The 15,945-nt window shown below is 67.2% G+C and carries 11 protein-coding genes; 3 read left to right on the top strand and 8 right to left on the bottom strand.

The window, feature by feature from the left end:
* Positions 1–663: 663 nt before the first annotated feature.
* The 5 genes from SFB74_RS00055 to SFB74_RS00035 all read right to left on the bottom strand — a co-directional run bounded on the left by SFB74_RS00055 (position 664) and on the right by SFB74_RS00035 (position 5,483).
* Positions 664–1,350 (bottom strand): GntR family transcriptional regulator, encoded by a 687-nt coding sequence (locus tag SFB74_RS00055; protein ID WP_432728637.1) that lies wholly within the window; start codon positions 1,348–1,350, stop codon positions 664–666.
* Positions 1,351–1,422: 72 nt separating this feature from the next.
* Positions 1,423–2,877 (bottom strand): dihydropyrimidinase, encoded by a 1,455-nt coding sequence (gene hydA, locus SFB74_RS00050; RefSeq protein ID WP_432728636.1) that lies wholly within the window; start codon positions 2,875–2,877, stop codon positions 1,423–1,425.
* Positions 2,878–2,899: 22 nt separating this feature from the next.
* Complete coding sequence (locus SFB74_RS00045) at positions 2,900–3,622, bottom strand: amino acid ABC transporter permease (protein ID WP_432728635.1); 723 nt, start codon at positions 3,620–3,622, stop codon at positions 2,900–2,902.
* Between the two features lie 48 nt (positions 3,623–3,670).
* A complete protein-coding gene (locus SFB74_RS00040) occupies positions 3,671–4,507 on the bottom strand; it encodes an ABC transporter substrate-binding protein (RefSeq protein ID WP_432728634.1) in 837 nt (278 codons plus the stop codon).
* A 79-nt stretch (positions 4,508–4,586) separates the two neighbouring features.
* On the bottom strand, positions 4,587–5,483 hold the full coding sequence (locus SFB74_RS00035) for a dihydrodipicolinate synthase family protein (protein ID WP_432728633.1): 897 nt from the start codon (positions 5,481–5,483) through the stop codon (positions 4,587–4,589).
* A 109-nt stretch (positions 5,484–5,592) separates the two neighbouring features.
* Here SFB74_RS00035 and SFB74_RS00030 point away from each other — a divergent pair, with 109 nt between their 5' ends.
* Genes SFB74_RS00030 through SFB74_RS00020 form a run of 3 tightly spaced genes read left to right on the top strand, consistent with a single transcriptional unit; the run spans position 5,593 to position 10,558 of the window.
* The gene (locus tag SFB74_RS00030) at positions 5,593–8,541 is read left to right on the top strand and encodes an FAD-dependent oxidoreductase (RefSeq protein ID WP_432728632.1); all 2,949 of its coding nucleotides are present in this window, start codon (positions 5,593–5,595) and stop codon (positions 8,539–8,541) included.
* A 5-nt stretch (positions 8,542–8,546) separates the two neighbouring features.
* Complete coding sequence (locus SFB74_RS00025; RefSeq protein WP_432728631.1) at positions 8,547–9,794, top strand: M20/M25/M40 family metallo-hydrolase; 1,248 nt, start codon at positions 8,547–8,549, stop codon at positions 9,792–9,794.
* A gap of 29 nt (positions 9,795–9,823) precedes the next feature.
* The gene (locus tag SFB74_RS00020) at positions 9,824–10,558 is read left to right on the top strand and encodes an amino acid ABC transporter ATP-binding protein (protein ID WP_432728630.1); all 735 of its coding nucleotides are present in this window, start codon (positions 9,824–9,826) and stop codon (positions 10,556–10,558) included.
* A 55-nt stretch (positions 10,559–10,613) separates the two neighbouring features.
* Here the strand turns inward: SFB74_RS00020 and gyrB are convergent, their stop codons facing one another.
* From gyrB to dnaA, 3 genes are all read right to left on the bottom strand, one after another.
* Positions 10,614–13,220, bottom strand: coding sequence for a DNA topoisomerase (ATP-hydrolyzing) subunit B (gyrB, locus tag SFB74_RS00015; RefSeq protein WP_432728629.1), 2,607 nt, complete (start codon positions 13,218–13,220; stop codon positions 10,614–10,616).
* 135 nt (positions 13,221–13,355) lie between these two features.
* Positions 13,356–14,462, bottom strand: a complete 1,107-nt coding sequence (gene dnaN / locus SFB74_RS00010; RefSeq protein WP_125950241.1) for a DNA polymerase III subunit beta — start codon at positions 14,460–14,462, stop codon at positions 13,356–13,358.
* 103 nt (positions 14,463–14,565) lie between these two features.
* On the bottom strand, positions 14,566–15,945 hold the full coding sequence (gene dnaA, locus SFB74_RS00005; protein ID WP_093195817.1) for a chromosomal replication initiator protein DnaA: 1,380 nt from the start codon (positions 15,943–15,945) through the stop codon (positions 14,566–14,568).

Here is a 15,945-nt window from a genome sequence, read left to right as displayed (position 1 = left end):
AACTTGCGCTCTCCAGGGCCCGTGCGTGGACTGTCAATTAATAAAAAAAGCGCAGCTGCTTCGGGGGGCGGTTGAATATTTGCGCGGCCGGGCCGCGGGGTGATGCACGATTATTCCGCGCTGCAGCACTGTAATTGGGTGCTCTCACAAATGAAGCATTATTTAAATTTGTTGACGCAGGAGGACGAGAACTTCGGAATTGGAGGTAATTTGGAATTACGAAATTCTGTTCCGTTCGGAGGCGCACGGGGTAATGCGAATGGCGTCGAATGCCCCGGAAAGCGTGCGGCGTAAAACCTAAAGGGAAGGCGGAGTCAAATCCGAAGTGCAACACCTTGTCTTCCCTGTGGTGTTCAGGTGCAAGACAGGTAGGCCGATCCGGCCCGGAAATAGGGTGGGCTGCCGTAATAATTCAGTTTGAAAGGCGATTTGTAGAAAAAAGCAAGCGTTGAGAGTTTTTGAATCGCGCGGGCGAATAAATCAGCGCGGCCGGCGCCGTCAAGTGATTGGCGCACTGCGTGAAGGGAAAAAGAAAAAGGCGCCCGACAATGCCGGGCGCCTTTTTATTAATGAATTCGTTGGCAGTTTTTTTATCGGACTGGCACGAATCTCGAATCATCCGTCGGCCGTCGCAACGGCCCTGTAGCGGGCTTGTGCCCGCGTTCACTCGATCAGCGCGCGCTTCACGTCTTCCTGCAGGCTGCGCAGGTGGTCGCGCATGGCCACGCGTGCGCGCTCGGCGTCGCGCGCACGTAGCGCGCGGATGATCTCGCCGTGTTCGTCGTGGTTTTCCGAATGCCTGTGCAGGGGGCTGTGCAGGCGGAAGAGCCGGGCGTTGACGCGAAGCTCTTCCACCAGCCGCGGAAACACGACGTTGCCGCTGGCCTTGGCGATCAGCAGGTGAAAACGGTCGTCGAAGTGCCAGTGCTCGGTCTCGCTGTGCTCGCCGCCGCCCAGCGTCTTGATGTCGGCCTCCAGGGTCTCGATCTCGGCGTCGGTGATCTTGCCCACCGCCAGTGCGATGGCCTCGCACTCGATGACCTCGCGCGCGCGCATGCAGTCGAAGTATTCCTTGGTGCCCAGCGCGCGCACGGCATAGGAGCGCGCGTCGCGCCGCACCAGCAGCCCCTCGCCCGCCAGCCGCACCAGGGCCTCGCGCATGGGCGTGCGCGAGATGCGCAGGTCCTCCGCCAGCCGCGCCTCCTGCAGCGGGCTGCCGGCCGAGATCTGGCGATCGAGGATGAGGGTGCGCAGCCGGTCGTAGGCCTGTTCGGCCAGACTGGCGGAGCGCACCTCCAGGGGGGCGATCGTGATGGTGGCGGGCTGCGTGGGGCTGGGAAGGCTGGGCATGCGGGAACGGGCGAAAGCCACGAGGGCGGGTGAGCTTAGCAGGGCCGGCCAGGCGGGCTCAGGGCCATTCTTTCAGAGCCATTTGTCCAGCGGATTGCCGTCGTTGGGCGCACGGGGCCGCAGGCACGGAAGGAACTGGCCGGAGCCGGGCTCGGCCTGGAACACGCCGTCCTGCCACACGATGCGCCCGCGCGAGACGGTCAGGCCGGGCCAGGCGCGCAGCCGCATGCCCTCGTAGGGGGTGTAGTCGGCGTCGTGGTGGAGCATGTCGTTGGACAGCAGCTTCTCCTGCCCTTCGGGGAACATGTCCCACACCACGAAGTCGGCGTCGCTGCCCACGGCGATGGTGCCCTTGCGCGGGTACAGGCCGTAAAGGCGCGCCGGGTTCGTGGCCGTGAGCTCGACGAAGCGGTGGATGTCGATGCGTCCCTTGAGCACGCCTTCGCTCATGAGCAGCGGCAGGCGGGTTTCCACGCCGGGAATGCCGTTGGGGATGCGGTCGAACGACGCGTTGTCGCCGGCCACGCGCTTGCCGTCGCTGCCGTTCATGTTGAAGGGCGCGTGGTCGGACGAGACGATGGTGAAGAGCCCGCTGGACAGGCCGTTCCAGATGAACTGCTGGTTCGCCTTGTCGCGCGGCGGCGGGCTGCAGATGCAGCGCGCGCCGTGCATCGGGTCGTCGGGGTCGATGCCCAGGTCCTCGGCGCTCAGGAACAGGTACTGCGGGCAGGTCTCGGCATGGATGGGCAGCCCGCGCCCGCGCGCCCAGTGGATCTGCTCGACGGCCTCGCGGCCCGAGACGTGGACGATCAGGATGGGCGTGTCGACCAGTTCCGCCAGCGCGATGGCGCGGTGCGTCGCCTCGCGCTCCACCGCCATCGGCCGCGAGCTGGAGTGATAGCGCGGCGCGGTGAGGCCCGCGTCGAGCAGTTGCTCGGTGAGCCAGGCGATGCAGTCGCTGTTCTCGGCGTGGATCATCGTCATCGCGCCGTGGCGGCGGGCGGTGGCCAGCACCTCGATGATCTGGCGGTCGTCCAGCTTCAGGTCGTCGTAGGTCATGTAGATCTTGAAGGAGGTATAGCCCTTCTCGATCAAGGCGGGCAGCTCGCGCTGCGTCACGTCGCGCGTGGCGTCGGCCACGATCAGGTGGAAGGCGTAGTCGATCACCGCCTTGCCCTCGGCGCGGCGGTGGTAGTCGTCCACGGCCTCCTGCACGCTGCGGCCCTTCTGCTGCGCGGCGAAGGGCAGCACGGTGGTGGTGCCGCCGCAGGCCGCCGAGCGGGTGCCGGAGAGGAAGTCGTCGGCGAAGCGCGAGCCGTCGCTGGTGGGCTGGTCGAAGTGGCAGTGGCCGTCGACGCCACCGGGCGTGACCAGCCGGCCGCGTGCGTCGATCTCGCGCGCGGCGCTGGCGTCGAGGCCTTGCGCGATGGCGCAGATGCGCCCGTCGCGCACGCCGATGTCGGCGGTGTAGCGGTCGCCGGCGGTGGCGATGTCGGCGTTGCGCAGGATCAGGTCGTAGGTGCTCATGGGCGTTGCTTCCTCGTTCTTCCTAGCGCTGCTCGAGGGCAGGTTCGGCGGGCACGGCCGGCGGCGCGGAGGCACTGCCGTAGGCGCGGCCGTAGTGGCGCTCGATGCGGCGCTGGATGAAGTCCCAGGCGGTGGTCATGAGCAGGTAGTAGATGGCGGCGACGATGAAGAGCTCGAGCACCATGAACTTCTCCTGGATCAGCACCTGCGTGCGGCGCAGCAGTTCCTCCATCGAGATCACCGATGTGATGGAGGTGGTCTTGAGCAGGCCGTTGATGCTGTTGCCGAGCGTCGGCACGATCAGGCGCATGGCCTGCGGCAGCACGATGTAGCGCATGGTCTGCGCGCTGCTGAAGCCCACGGCGCGCGCCGCATTGGTCTGCCCCGCGGGAATCGACTGGATGCCGCCGCGCACGATCTCGGCCAGGTAGGCCGCCTCGTTGAGGATCAGGCCCAGCAGCGCCGACTCGATCACCGAGAGCTTCAGCCCCAGCTGCGGCAGCCCGGTGAAGATGATGATGAGCTGCACCAGCAGCGGCGTGCCGCGGAACACCCAGATGTAGAAATGCGCCGGCGCCGCCAGCCAGCGGTGGCTGGACAGGCGGGCCAGTGCCAGCGCGCAGCCCACGACAAGCCCGCCTGCGATCGCCGCGAGCGTGAGCCACAGCGTGGTCACCGCGCCGCTGAGGATGTACGGATTGAACAGGTAGTCGAAGAAGCCCGACCAGCTCCAGCCTTGTCCCATGGAAGTCTCCTTCGCTTGCTCGATGGCGATGTCGATGACGGCGCGCCGTCAGCTCGCCGGGCCCTTGACGGTCACGGCGCCGTCGGCGGCCTTCACGCCGTACTGGTCGAACAGCTTCTGGAAGCTGCCGTCGGCCTTCATGTCGTTCATGGCCTTGGCCATCGCGGCGGCCAGGTCCTTGTTGCGGGCGGCCAGCGCGACCGGCGTGGGGAAGAGGCCATGCAGCACGCGCTCGAAGTCGCCGCGCTTCTGGTATTCGGCGCCGGTCGAGTCGATGGACAGCGCCACTTCGACCTGCCCCGCACGCAGCGCCTGGAAGGCCATCGCGAAGTTCTCGAAGGTGCGGATGGTCATGCCCTTCATGCCCTTGTCGGTGAGCTGCTTGTCGAGCTCGCGCGCCTTGCGCTCCTCGAAGCCGCCGAGCTCCACGCCGATGCTCTTGCCCGAGAGGTCTTCGGGCTTGACGATCTTCAGCGGGTTGCCCTTGGCCGCGCTGATGCTGATGGCCTGGTCTTCGTAGACGAGCATCTGCATCAGCTTGGCGCGCTCGTCGGTGAAGAAGATGCCGGTGTTGATGACGTCCCAGCGGCCCGCCTGCAGGCCGGGGATCATGGCCGAGAACTCGATGCGCACGTACTCGGGCGTGAGGCACAGGCGCTTGGCGATCTGCTCGCCGAGTTCCACGCGCATGCCCTTGAGCGCGCCGGACTGGTCGACGAACTGCATCGGCGGCAGCGTCGGGTTGACCGACATGGTCAGCGTGCCCTTCTTGACGAGCGCCGAATCCGGCACGGGCGACTTGCAGGCCTGCTGCTGCGCGTTCGCGACGCCAGCGCAGGAGATGAAGAGTGCCGTTGCCGACGCGAGAGCGGGGAGCAGTTTCATGGTGTGGTCCTTGAGGAAGGGATCGAGGCGACGAGGTGGAAAGCGGGAATGAGGGGCTTGCCGTCGGGCGGCGGTGGCGTCAGGCGCGGATCGAGTCCAGCAGTTCGAGGCGCGCGAGCTCGCGGCGCAACTCGGCGACGTCGGCGTCGGGCAGCGGAAGGCGCGGGGCGCGGGGCTTGCCGACCGGCAGGCCCATCATCGAGAGGCCGTCCTTGGAGGCAGCGACGTAGCGGTGGCCGCCGACCCAGCGCACGATCGGCAGCATCTTCCTGTAGAGCTCGAGCGCGGCGGGCATGTCGCGCTCGTCGGCCACCAGCTCGAACAGGCGCGCCGACATCTTCGGGATGAGGTTGGAGCACACGGCCACCCAGCCCTGGGCGCCGAGCCAGAACGACTCGTAGCCCAGGATGCCGGCGAACACGGTCATGCGGTCGCCGCACAGCTCGATGATGTCGCGCACGCGGGTGACCTCGAGCGTCGACTCCTTGATGTACTTGCAGTTGTCGATGCGCGAGAGGCGCGCCACCAGCTCGGGCTTGAGGTCGACGTTGGCGGTGGCCGGGTTGTTGTAGACCATGATCGGAATGCCGATGGCCTCGCCCACCTTGCGGTAGTGCTCGAACAGCTCGTCGTCGGTGGGCGTGCTGTAGAAGGGCGGAATGATCATGACGCCGTCGGCGCCCATGTCCTCGGCCTCGCGGCTCAGCCGCACGCACTCGTCGGTCCACTCCGCGCCGGTGCCGATCAACACCGGCACGCGTTTTGCAGCGGTGCTCACGCAGGTTTCGATCACCAGTTGGCGCTCGTCGGGCGTCAGCGAGAGGAACTCACCGGTGCTTCCCAGGGGGATCAGCCCGTGGATTCCTTCCTCGATTTGCCAGTTGACCAGCTTCTTCAGCGCAGGCACGTCCACGTGCTTGCCGTCGGCGGTCATGGGGGTGATGAGCACCGTATAGGTGCCTCGGAACGCTGTCATGGGCAGTCCTTGGGAAAAACTCGGATCGAATCGGTATATGTATACGCTGAGTATACGTATACAATTCGACGCGTCAACCGTAAGTTGACGTTCTTCCTTCGCATTGCCCATGAGCGCCAGACTGACCCACCCTTCCATCGCCCCGGCCGGGCGCCCCGTGCGCTTCTGGTACGACGGGCAGCCCGTCCAGGGCCTGGAAGGCGAAACCATCGCGGCGGCGCTGGCGGCCGGCGGCATCAAGGCGATGCGCCACACGCGCGGCGGCGAGCGGCGTGGCCTCTATTGCGGCATGGGCGCGTGCTTCGACTGCCTCGTCACGGTCGATGGCCAGGCCAGCCAGCGCGCCTGCCTCACGAAAGTGGCTGATGGCCAGCAGGTTCGCTCGGCGCAGCCCGCGGGGACGCCCGACGATCCGCTGCGGCCGCTCACCCCGGCGCCTGGCGCCGAACCTGATCGCCGACAGGTCGACGTGCTCGTCGTCGGCGCGGGGCCGGCCGGACTTTCGGCGGCGCTCGCCGCGCGTCGGGCGGGTGCCGATGTACTGGTGCTCGACGAGCGCCCCCAGTCCGGCGGCCAGTTCTACAAGCCGCTCGCGCCTTCGCACGAGGCGCCCTCCCCGGCCGACCGCCAGTTCGCGCAGGGCCTCGCGCTCGAGCACGAAGTCCGCGCAGCCGGCGTCGCCATCGCCCAGAGCGCGCAGGTCTGGGCCGCTTTCTCGCCGCGCGAGGTCGCAGCACTCATCGACAGGCGCGCCTGCGTCATCAGTTGCCGTCAACTCGTCATCGCCCCCGGCGCCTACGAGCGCCCCGCGCCCTTCCCCGGCTGGACCCTCCCCGGCGTGATGACCACCGGCGCCGGCCAGACGCTCGCGCGCGCATACCGCGTGGCGCCCGGGCGCCGCGTGGTGATCGCTGGCAACGGGCCGCTCAACCTGCAGCTCGCAGCGGAGCTTCTCGCGGGCGGCGCCGAAGTCGTCGCGGTGCTGGAGTCGGCCCCGCGCCCTTCGCCGCGGCAATGGCGCCATCTGCTGGCGGCGGCACGCACGGCCCCGGACCTGCTGATCGACGGCTGGCGCTACATGCGGCAGCTGCGCGCGCACAAGGTGCCCGTGCTGTGGGAACACGCCGTCGTTTCCGCGGACGGCTCTGCCGAATTGAGCTCGGTGCAAGTAGCGCGGATCGACGCCCAAGGCCGCGCAGTGCCCTCGACGGCGCGCCGCCTCGAGGCCGACACGCTCTGCCTCGGCTACGGCTTCATCCCCTCCACCGAACTCGCGCGCATGCTGGGCTGCGAGCACCGCCTCGCGCCCCGCCACCTCGGCTATCTCGCGACCGTCACGCAGGAAGACGGTGCCACCAGCCTGCCCGGCGTGTACGTCGTGGGCGACGGCGCCGATCTGGGCGGCTCCCGCGTCGCGCTCGCGCGCGGCACGCTGGCGGGTACCGCCGTCGCGCGCAATCTCGGCCTTCAAGTGCCGGAACCCAGGGAAGCGACGCAAAAACTGCATCGCGCCGAGTGCTTCCAGCAGGCGCTGTGGTCGATCTACGCGCCACCGCCCGTCAGCCTCGAAGCGGTGCCCGACGAAACCCTGCTGTGCCGCTGCGAGGAAATCACCTTCGGCTCGGTGCGCGAGCAGATCCGCGCCGGCAGCGACACGCTGGCCGCGCTCAAGCGCAACACGCGCCTGGGCATGGGCCGCTGCCAGGCGCGCTACTGCGCCGTCACAGCGGGCAGGCTGCTGACAGAGATGACCGGCCGGCCGCCGCAGGTGGAGCAGTACTTCGCCCCGCGCCCGCCCGCCAAGCCGGTACCCGCCGGCGCACTCGGCTTCGAGAAACCCGAGTGGGGCGGCCACAAGCCCGCCATCACGCCCAACCTCGCACGGCCGGTGGAACAGGCGCCGTTCGGGACCACGCTGCGCACCGACGTGCTCGTGATCGGCGCCGGCGTGCTCGGCTCCTGCCTCGGCTACTACCTGTCGAAGGCCGGCCAGGACGTGACGGTGGTCGATCGCGACGACATCAATCTGCAGGCGTCTGGCGCCAACGCCGGCAGCCTGCACGTGCAGCTTCTCTCTTTCGACTTCGGCGCCAAGGCGCAGGAAGGCGGCGGCCCGGCCGCGGCCACCTTGCCGCTCGGGCCGATGTCGGTGCGCCTGTGGCAGGAGATCGAGGCCGACTGCGGCGAAGACCTCGAGATCAAGATCACCGGCGGCCTCATGGTCGCCGACAGCGAGGCCGGCATGCGCTTTCTCGAAGCCAAGGCCGCGCTGGAGCGCAGCCACGGCATCGACGCGCAGGTGATCGACGGCACCGAGCTGCGCCGCCTCTCGCCCGCCCTGTCCGCCGAACTGCTGGGCGCGGAACTCTGCCCCATGGAAGGAAAGATCAACCCGCTGCGCGCCACCTACGCGGTCGCGCGGCGCGCGCAACAGCAGGGCGCGCGCATGCTGCGCGGCTGCGACGTGCAGTCCATCGAGGCGCTGCCTGGCGAAGGCGCCGGCTTCATGGTGCGCACCTCGCGTGGCGCCATCCACGCGGGGCGCGTCGTGAACGCGAGCGGCGCGTGGTCGAGCGCCGTCGGCCGCATGCTGAGCGTGAACATCCCCGTCAAGGGCGCGCCGCTGCAGATGATCGTGACCGAGCCCGCGCCGCCGCTGGTCAACCATCTCGTCGCGCATGCCGACCGGCACCTGAGCCTGAAGCAGGCGGCCAGCGGCGGCCTGATCATCGGCGGCGGCTGGACCGCAGCCTTCAACGAGGACATGCGCCTCAACCGCGCCGAGCGCGAGAGCATCGAAGGCAACCTCTGGGTGGCAGGCCACGTGCTGCCGGCCGTGCGCGGGCTGCACATGGTGCGCTGCTGGGCCGGCATGAACGTGAACATCGACGGCGCGCCCATCCTCGGCGAAGTGCCGGGCCGCCCCGGCTTCTACAACGCCGTCACCTCCAACGGCTACACGCTCGCCCCCGTCACAGCGCGGCTGGTCACCGACCTGATCGTGCGCGGCCGCGCCGACATCGACATCAGCCCCTTCCTCATCGACCGCTTCCTCTGACCGCCATGACCGAAAACGCTTCCCCGCGCGACACGCTGCGCGACTTCATCGACGCGCACTTCGACGAGCAGGTCCGCACCCTCGCCGAGCTGGTGCGCTGTCCCTCCGACAACCCGCCCGGCGACTGCGCCCCGCATGCCGAGCTCACCGCCCGGCTGCTCGAAGCCATGGGCTTCACGGTGGAGCGCCACGAAGTGCCCGCCGAGTTCGCGGCCGCACACGGCATGCGCAGCGCGACCAACCTGATCGTGCGCGAACGCTTCGGCGATGGGCCGGTGGTAGCGCTCAATGCGCACGGCGACGTGGTGCCGCCTGGCGCGGGCTGGAGCGTCGACCCCTACGGCGGCGAAGTGCGCGACGGCTGGCTCTACGGACGCGGCGCCGCCGTGTCGAAGTCGGACTTCACCACCTACGCCTTCGCGATGCGCGCGCTCAAGCACCTCGCGGCCTCGGGCACGCCGCTGGCCGGCACCGTCGAGCTGCACCTGACCTACGACGAGGAAACCGGCGGCATGACGGGGCCCGACTGGATCCTCTCCAAGGGCCTGAGCAAGCCCGATTTCGTGCTCTCCGCCGCCTTCTCGCACCATGTCGTGGTGGCGCACAACGGCTGCCTGCACCTCGAAGTCGTCGTGCGCGGCACCTCGGCGCATGCCGCGCGTCCCGACACCGGCCACGACGCGATCGAAGCTGCCGCCACCCTGCTGCCGGCGCTCTATCGCTACCGCGACAGCCTCGCCGCCCGCCCCTCGCGCACGCCGGGCATCACCCATCCCACGATGGTGGTGGGCCTGATCGACGGCGGCATCAACACCAACGTGGTGTCCGACGTGCTCACGCTGCGCATCGACCGCCGCATCGTGCCGGAGGAATCGCCCGAGGCCGTCGAGGCCGAGCTGCGAGAGATGATCGAGGCGGCCTGCCGCCCGCTGCCTGGCATCTCGGTGGAAATCCGCCAGATCCTGCTGGCCCGCCCTTTCGCGCCCGCGCCGGGTGCAGACGAGTTCGCCGCACTGGTTTGCCGCGAAGCCAGCGAAGTGATGGGCAAGCCGGTGACGCCGATCGGTGTGCCGCTGTACACCGACGCGCGCCTCTACAGCGAGGCGGGCATTCCCACAGTGATGTACGGCGCCGGCCCTGAATCGCTGCTCGAGGCCAACGGCCACCGCGCCGACGAGCGCGTGCCGCTCGACGAACTGCGCAAGGCCACGCGCGTGGTCGCCAACACGCTGCACCGGCTGCTCACGCGCTGAATCTCATCGCATCTCATCGAGGACACGACATGATCGAAATCAGCCACGTCGACAAGAGCTACGGCGCCTTCCAGGTGCTGACCGACTGCACCACCCAGGTCCGCAAGGGCGAGGTCGTGGTGGTCTGCGGGCCCTCGGGTTCGGGCAAGTCCACCCTCATCAAGTGCGTCAATGCGCTCGAGCCCTTCCAGCGGGGCAGCATCACCGTCGACGGCGTGTCGGTGGGTGACCCGAAGACCGATCTCAACAAGCTGCGTGCCCGCGTGGGCATGGTGTTCCAGCACTTCGAGCTGTTTCCGCATCTCTCGATCGAGGACAACCTGTCGATCGCGCAGGTCAAGGTGCTCAAGCGCTCCGCCAGCGAAGCCCGGACGGCATCCATGGCGCTGCTGCAGCGCGTCGGCATGCGCGCCCATGCGCACAAGTTTCCCAGCCAGCTTTCCGGCGGCCAGCAGCAGCGCGTGGCCATCGCCCGCGCGCTCGCGATGAACCCGGTCGCCATGCTGTTCGACGAGCCCACCTCCGCGCTCGACCCCGAGATGGTCAACGAGGTGCTCGACGTGATGGTCGAACTCGCGCGCGAGGGCATGACGATGATGTGCGTCACCCACGAGATGGGCTTCGCGCGCAAGGTGGCGAACCGCGTGATCTTCATGGACCGCGGCCGCATCGTCGAGGACTGCGCCAAGGAGGAGTTCTTCGGCAACCCCGCCGGGCGCTCGGACCGCGCGCGGCAGTTTCTTTCGAAGATCCTGCAGCACTGAGGTTGGGCGCTCCGGAAGAGCGCGGCCCCAGGGCCGTGAAGGCAGGAAGAAAGAATCAGACGTCGATATTCGCCGCCCGCAGCGCGTTCTGCTCGATGAACTCGCGGCGCGGTTCCACTTCGTCGCCCATGAGCATGGTGAACACGCGGTCGGCCTCGATGGCGTCGTCGATCTGCACCTTGAGCAGGCGGCGCACGTTCGGGTCCATGGTGGTTTCCCACAGCTGCTCGGGGTTCATCTCGCCCAGGCCCTTGTAGCGCTGGCGCGAGGTGGAGCGCTCGGCTTCGCCGATCAGCCACTTCATGGCCTGGCGGAAGTCGTCGACCTTTTCTTCCTTGGTGCGGTCGCCCTCGCCGCGCTTCACCAGCGCGCCCTCGGGGCTCAGCAGGCCGCGGAAGGTGTTGGCGGCTTCGGCGAGCGCGGCGTAGTCGGCGCCGTGCACGAAGTCCTGCGTGAGCACGCTGCTCTTGACGTTGCCGTGGTGGCGGCGGCTGATGCGCAGCAGCGGCTTGTCGGTGCGGGCATCGAACTCGCTGCTCACCTCGGCCGGCACGCCGGTCGTGTTGAGTTCGCGCAGCTTGGCTTGCAGCGCGATGGCCGAGGCCTCGGCGGCGGGCGTGGTGTCGAGGTCGAGCGCCACGCCGTCGGCGATGGCGCGCAGGGCCTCGGCGTCCATGAAGTTGCGCAGGCGCGCGATGACGGCCTCGGCCACCTGGTGCTTGCGCGCCAGTTCGGCCAGGGTGTCGCCGCTGAGCGTGGTCGAACTGGCGCCGCCGGTCTCGATGCGCGCGTCCTTCAGCGCCACCTTCAGCAGGAAGGCATCGAGCGCGGGGCCGTCCTTCAGGTATTGCTCTTCCTTGCCGACCTTCACCTTGTACAGCGGCGGCTGCGCGATGTAGATGTGGCCGCGCTCGACCAGCTCCGGCATCTGCCGGTAGAAGAAGGTCAGCAGCAGCGTGCGGATGTGGGCACCGTCGACGTCGGCGTCGGTCATGATGATGATGCGGTGGTAGCGCAGCTTGGCGACGTTGAAGTCGTCCGCGCCGCCGCCCGGCGTGCTCGCGCCGGCGCGGCCGATGCCGGTGCCCAGCGCGGTGATCATCGTGAGGATTTCGTTGCTGGTCAGCAGCTTCTCGTAGCGTGCCTTCTCGACGTTCAGGATCTTGCCGCGCAGCGGCAGGATGGCCTGGAATTTCCGGTCGCGGCCCTGCTTGGCGGAGCCGCCGGCGGAGTCGCCCTCCACCAGGTAGACCTCGCACAGGGCGGGGTCCTTTTCCTGGCAGTCGGCCAGCTTGCCGGGCAGGCCCATGCCGTCGAGCACGCCCTTGCGGCGCGTCATTTCGCGGGCCTTGCGCGCGGCCTCGCGGGCGCGGGCGGCCTCGATGATCTTGCCGCAGATGATCTTGGCGTCGTTGGGGCGCTCCTGCAGGTAGTCGGTCAGCAGGCGGCCGACGATGTCTTCCACCGGCGCGCGCACCTCGCTGGACACCAGCTTGTCCTTGGTCTGGCTCGAGAACTTGGGCTCGGGCACCTTCACGCTCAGCACGCAGCACAGGCCTTCGCGCATGTCGTCGCCCGAGACTTCGACCTTGGCCTTCTTGGCCAGCTCGTTCTCTTCGATGTACTTGTTGATGACGCGCGTCATCGCCGCGCGCAGGCCCGTGAGGTGGGTGCCGCCGTCGCGCTGCGGGATGTTGTTGGTGAAGCAGAGGACCTGCTCGTTGTAGCCGCTGTTCCACTGCATCGCCACTTCGACGCCGATGTGCGTACCGGGAATGCCGCCGTAGGTATCGGCCGGGCGCTCGCCCTCGGCGTAGAACGAGTTCGGGTGCAGGACGGTCTTGCCCTTGTTGATGAACTCGACGAAGCCGCGCACGCCGCCGGCGCCGGAGAAGTCGTCTTCCTTGCCGGTGCGCTCGTCCTTCAGGCGGATGCGCACGCCGTTGTTCAGGAAGCTCAGTTCGCGCAGGCGCTTGCTGAGGATCTCGTAGTGGAAGTCCGAGTTCTCCTTGAAGATCTCGGTGTCGGGCAGGAAGTGCACCTCGGTGCCGCGCTTGTCGGTGTCGCCGATGATCTTCATGGGCGAGACCTCGACGCCGTTCACCGTCTCGAGCAGGCGGTTCTGCACGAAGCCGCGGCTGAATTCGAGCTCGTGGATCTTGCCTTCGCGGCGCACGATCAGGCGCAGCATGGTGCTCAGCGCGTTCACGCAGCTCACGCCCACGCCGTGCAGGCCGCCCGACACCTTGTAGCTGTTCTGGTTGAACTTGCCGCCCGCGTGCAGCTCGGTCAGCGCGATCTCGGCGGCCGAGCGCTTGGGCTCGTGCTTGTCGTCCATCTTCACGCCGGTGGGAATGCCGCGGCCGTTGTCGGTGACGGAGATCGAGTTGTCGGTGTGGATGGTCACGACGATGTCGTCGCAGTGGCCGGCCAGCGCCTCGTCGATGGAGTTGTCGACCACCTCGAAGACCAGGTGGTGCAGCCCGGTGCCGTCGGAGGTGTCGCCGATGTACATGCCGGGGCGCTTGCGCACGGCTTCGAGCCCTTCGAGGATCGTGATGGAGCCCTCGCCGTAGCTGTTGTCGGCGGCCACCGTATCGATCTCGGGGATGTAGACCGGCTCGGTATGCGGCACTTCGGGCTTGTTCTCTTCTGCACTCATTCGGATATTCCTCTGTCTCTCACGCCGTTCTGCGTGATTTTTCGGGCTCTCAAGGGCTCAATTCGCCGCCTCTTGAAAGCGCAAACCCGCGGAGGGCCGCGGGTCGTGTGCGCAAGGCGCTGTGGTTTCCGGCTGCTAGATGCGCATCGGCATCACGACATATTTGAAGGATGCGTTCTCGGGAATGGTCAGCAGCGCCGAGCTGTTGGAGTCGGCCAGGTCGAGCTTGACCATGTCCTGGTCCATGTTCGACAGCGCGTCGATCAGGTAGGTCACGTTGAAGCCGATCTCGATGGTGTCCCCACCGTAGTCGATGTCGAGTTCATCTTGCGCTTCTTCCTGCTCGGCATTGTTCGACGCGATGCGCAGCGTGCCCGGCTCGATGTTCAGGCGCACGCCCTTGAACTTCTCGCTGGTCAGGATGGCGGTGCGCTGCAGGCTGGCCAGGAGCGGCGCGCGGCCCAGCGTGACGGTGTTCTTGTGGTTCTTCGGGATGACGCGGTTGTAGTCGGGGAACTTGCCCTCGACCAGCTTGGTGACGAACTCCATGCCGCCGAAGCTGAACTTGGCCTGGTTGTTCGCGAACTGCATCTCGATGGCGCCTTCGGCGTCGGACAGCAGGCGCTGCATTTCGAGCACGGTCTTGCGCGGCAGGATCACTTCCTGGCGCGGCACCTCGACGTCGAGCGTGGCCGACGAGAACGCCAGGCGGTGGCCGTCGGTGGCGACCAGGCTCAGCTGCTTGCCCTCGGCCACGAACAGGATGCCGTTCAGGTAGTAGCGGATGTCGTGCACGGCCATCGCGAACGAGACCTGGGAGAGCAGGTCCTTCAGCGTCTTCTGCGGCACGCTGAACACGGGGCCGAAGTTGGCGGCTTCCTGCACCAGCGGGAAGTCTTCGGCCGGCAGCGACTGCAGTGTGAAGCGGCTCTTGCCGCCCTTGAGCACCAGCTTGCTCGCGCTCGACTCGAGGCTCACGGTCTGGTCGGCCGGCATGGTGCGCAGGATGTCGATCAGCTTGCGCGCGCCGATGGTGGTGGTGAAGTTGCCTTCGTCGCCGCCGAGCTCGGCGGTGGTGCGGATCTGGATCTCGAGGTCGCTGGTGGTCAGCTGCAGCTGGCCGCCGGTCTTGCGGATCAGCACGTTCGCCAGGATCGGCAAGGTGTGACGCCGCTCCACGATGCCCGCCACCGACTGCAGCGCGGCGAGGACTTTGTCTTGTGTTGCCTTCAAAACGATCATGTCTTCTTCCTCTTCCTATCTCTTTGAATCAGCATGTAAGGTGCCATTCTCCGCTGTCGCGAGGGTCATCCCCGATGACATCCGGCTTCTTCTTTCCGACTGATCAGCCCTTGAGAGTCTGCTCGAGCACGTGGAGCTGCTGGTTGAGCTCGGTGAGCTGCTGGCGCTCGCCCGAGATCTTGCGCACCGCGTGCAGCACCGTCGTGTGATCGCGCCCGCCGAACAGCTCGCCGATTTCCGGCAGGCTCTTCTGCGTGAGCTCCTTGGCCAAGTACATCGCGATCTGCCGCGGCCGCGCGATGCTGGCCGGGCGTTTCTTGCTGTACATGTCGGCGACCTTGATCTTGTAGTAGTCGGCCACCGTCTTCTGGATATTCTCGACGGAGATCTGCCGATTCTGGATCGACAGCAGGTCGCGCAGCGCCTCGCGCGCCAGGGCGATCGAGATCTCCTTCTGGTTGAAGCGCGAGTACGCGAGGATCTTGCGCAGCGCGCCTTCGAGCTCGCGCACGTTGGAGCGCACGTTCTTGGCGACGAAGAAGGCCACTTCCTCGGGCATTTCGGCCGATTCGGCGCGCGCCTTGTTGATCAGGATGGCCACGCGCATCTCGAGTTCGGGCGGCTCGATGGCGACCGTGAGGCCGGAATCGAAGCGCGAAACCAGGCGCTCGTGGATGTCAGCCAGACCCTTCGGATAGGTGTCGCTGGTCATCACGATGTGGGACTTCTTGGCCAGCAGGGCCTCGAACGCGTTGAAGAATTCTTCCTGCGTCCGGTCCTTGTTGGCGAAGAACTGCACATCGTCGATCAGCAGCAGGTCGAGCGAGTGGTAGCGCTCCTTGAACTCATCGAAAGTCTTGCGCTGATAGGCTTTGACCACATCCGATACAAATTGCTCGGCGTGGATGTAGAGAACTTTGGAATCCGGCTTGTCGGTCAGCAGCCGGTTACCCACAGCATGCATCAGGTGGGTCTTGCCCAGGCCGACGCCGCCGTAGATGAAAAGCGGGTTGTAAAGATGCCCCGGCATGCCGGCCACGTGCATCGCCGCGGCGCGCGCCATGCGGTTGGCCGTGCCTTCGACCAGGGTGTCGAAGGTGAGGCCGGAATTCAGGCGGTTCTTGAAGCCGGCGGCGGCCGGTTCCTCGCCCGGGCCGGCCACGTCGCGCGGCACGTCCGTCTCGGTCATGACAGCCACGGGCGCAGCACGCACGGGGATTTCGCGAGGAGCAAGCGCTAACTCGATGGCGACCGGCTGGCCGTACATCTTCTCGGCCATGGCCGCGATCTTGCCGGCGTACTGGGCACGGATCCAGTCGAGCTTGAAGCGGTTGGCGACGAACACCGTCATGCGCGACAGGTCGTCGGCGACCTGCGCCGTCAGGGGTTTGATCCAGGTGTTGAACTGCTGCTCGGACAGCTCCTGCGCGAGCTGGTCGACGCAGGCCTGCCAGAGGCTCTCGCCGATGCCGTCAGTCGACAT

Origin of the sequence: Variovorax xiamenensis (genome assembly GCF_050916385.1) — a bacterium.
Taxonomy (GTDB): domain Bacteria; phylum Pseudomonadota; class Gammaproteobacteria; order Burkholderiales; family Burkholderiaceae_C; genus Variovorax.
Note: the sequence above shows the minus strand (reverse complement) of the source record. Positions and strands in the feature narration are given on the sequence as shown.

Coding starts and splice junctions, on each gene's coding strand:
- SFB74_RS00025 (WP_432728631.1), top strand. CDS start 8,547: ATGACCGAAAACGCTTCCCCGCGCGACACGCTGCGCGACTTCATCGAC.
- SFB74_RS00045 (WP_432728635.1), bottom strand. CDS start 3,622: ATGGGACAAGGCTGGAGCTGGTCGGGCTTCTTCGACTACCTGTTCAAT.
- gyrB (WP_432728629.1), bottom strand. CDS start 13,220: ATGAGTGCAGAAGAGAACAAGCCCGAAGTGCCGCATACCGAGCCGGTC.
- SFB74_RS00030 (WP_432728632.1), top strand. CDS start 5,593: ATGAGCGCCAGACTGACCCACCCTTCCATCGCCCCGGCCGGGCGCCCC.
- dnaN (WP_125950241.1), bottom strand. CDS start 14,462: ATGATCGTTTTGAAGGCAACACAAGACAAAGTCCTCGCCGCGCTGCAG.
- SFB74_RS00035 (WP_432728633.1), bottom strand. CDS start 5,483: ATGACAGCGTTCCGAGGCACCTATACGGTGCTCATCACCCCCATGACC.
- SFB74_RS00040 (WP_432728634.1), bottom strand. CDS start 4,507: ATGAAACTGCTCCCCGCTCTCGCGTCGGCAACGGCACTCTTCATCTCC.
- hydA (WP_432728636.1), bottom strand. CDS start 2,877: ATGAGCACCTACGACCTGATCCTGCGCAACGCCGACATCGCCACCGCC.
- SFB74_RS00020 (WP_432728630.1), top strand. CDS start 9,824: ATGATCGAAATCAGCCACGTCGACAAGAGCTACGGCGCCTTCCAGGTG.
- SFB74_RS00055 (WP_432728637.1), bottom strand. CDS start 1,350: ATGCCCAGCCTTCCCAGCCCCACGCAGCCCGCCACCATCACGATCGCC.
- dnaA (WP_093195817.1), bottom strand. CDS start 15,945: ATGTCGACTGACGGCATCGGCGAGAGCCTCTGGCAGGCCTGCGTCGAC.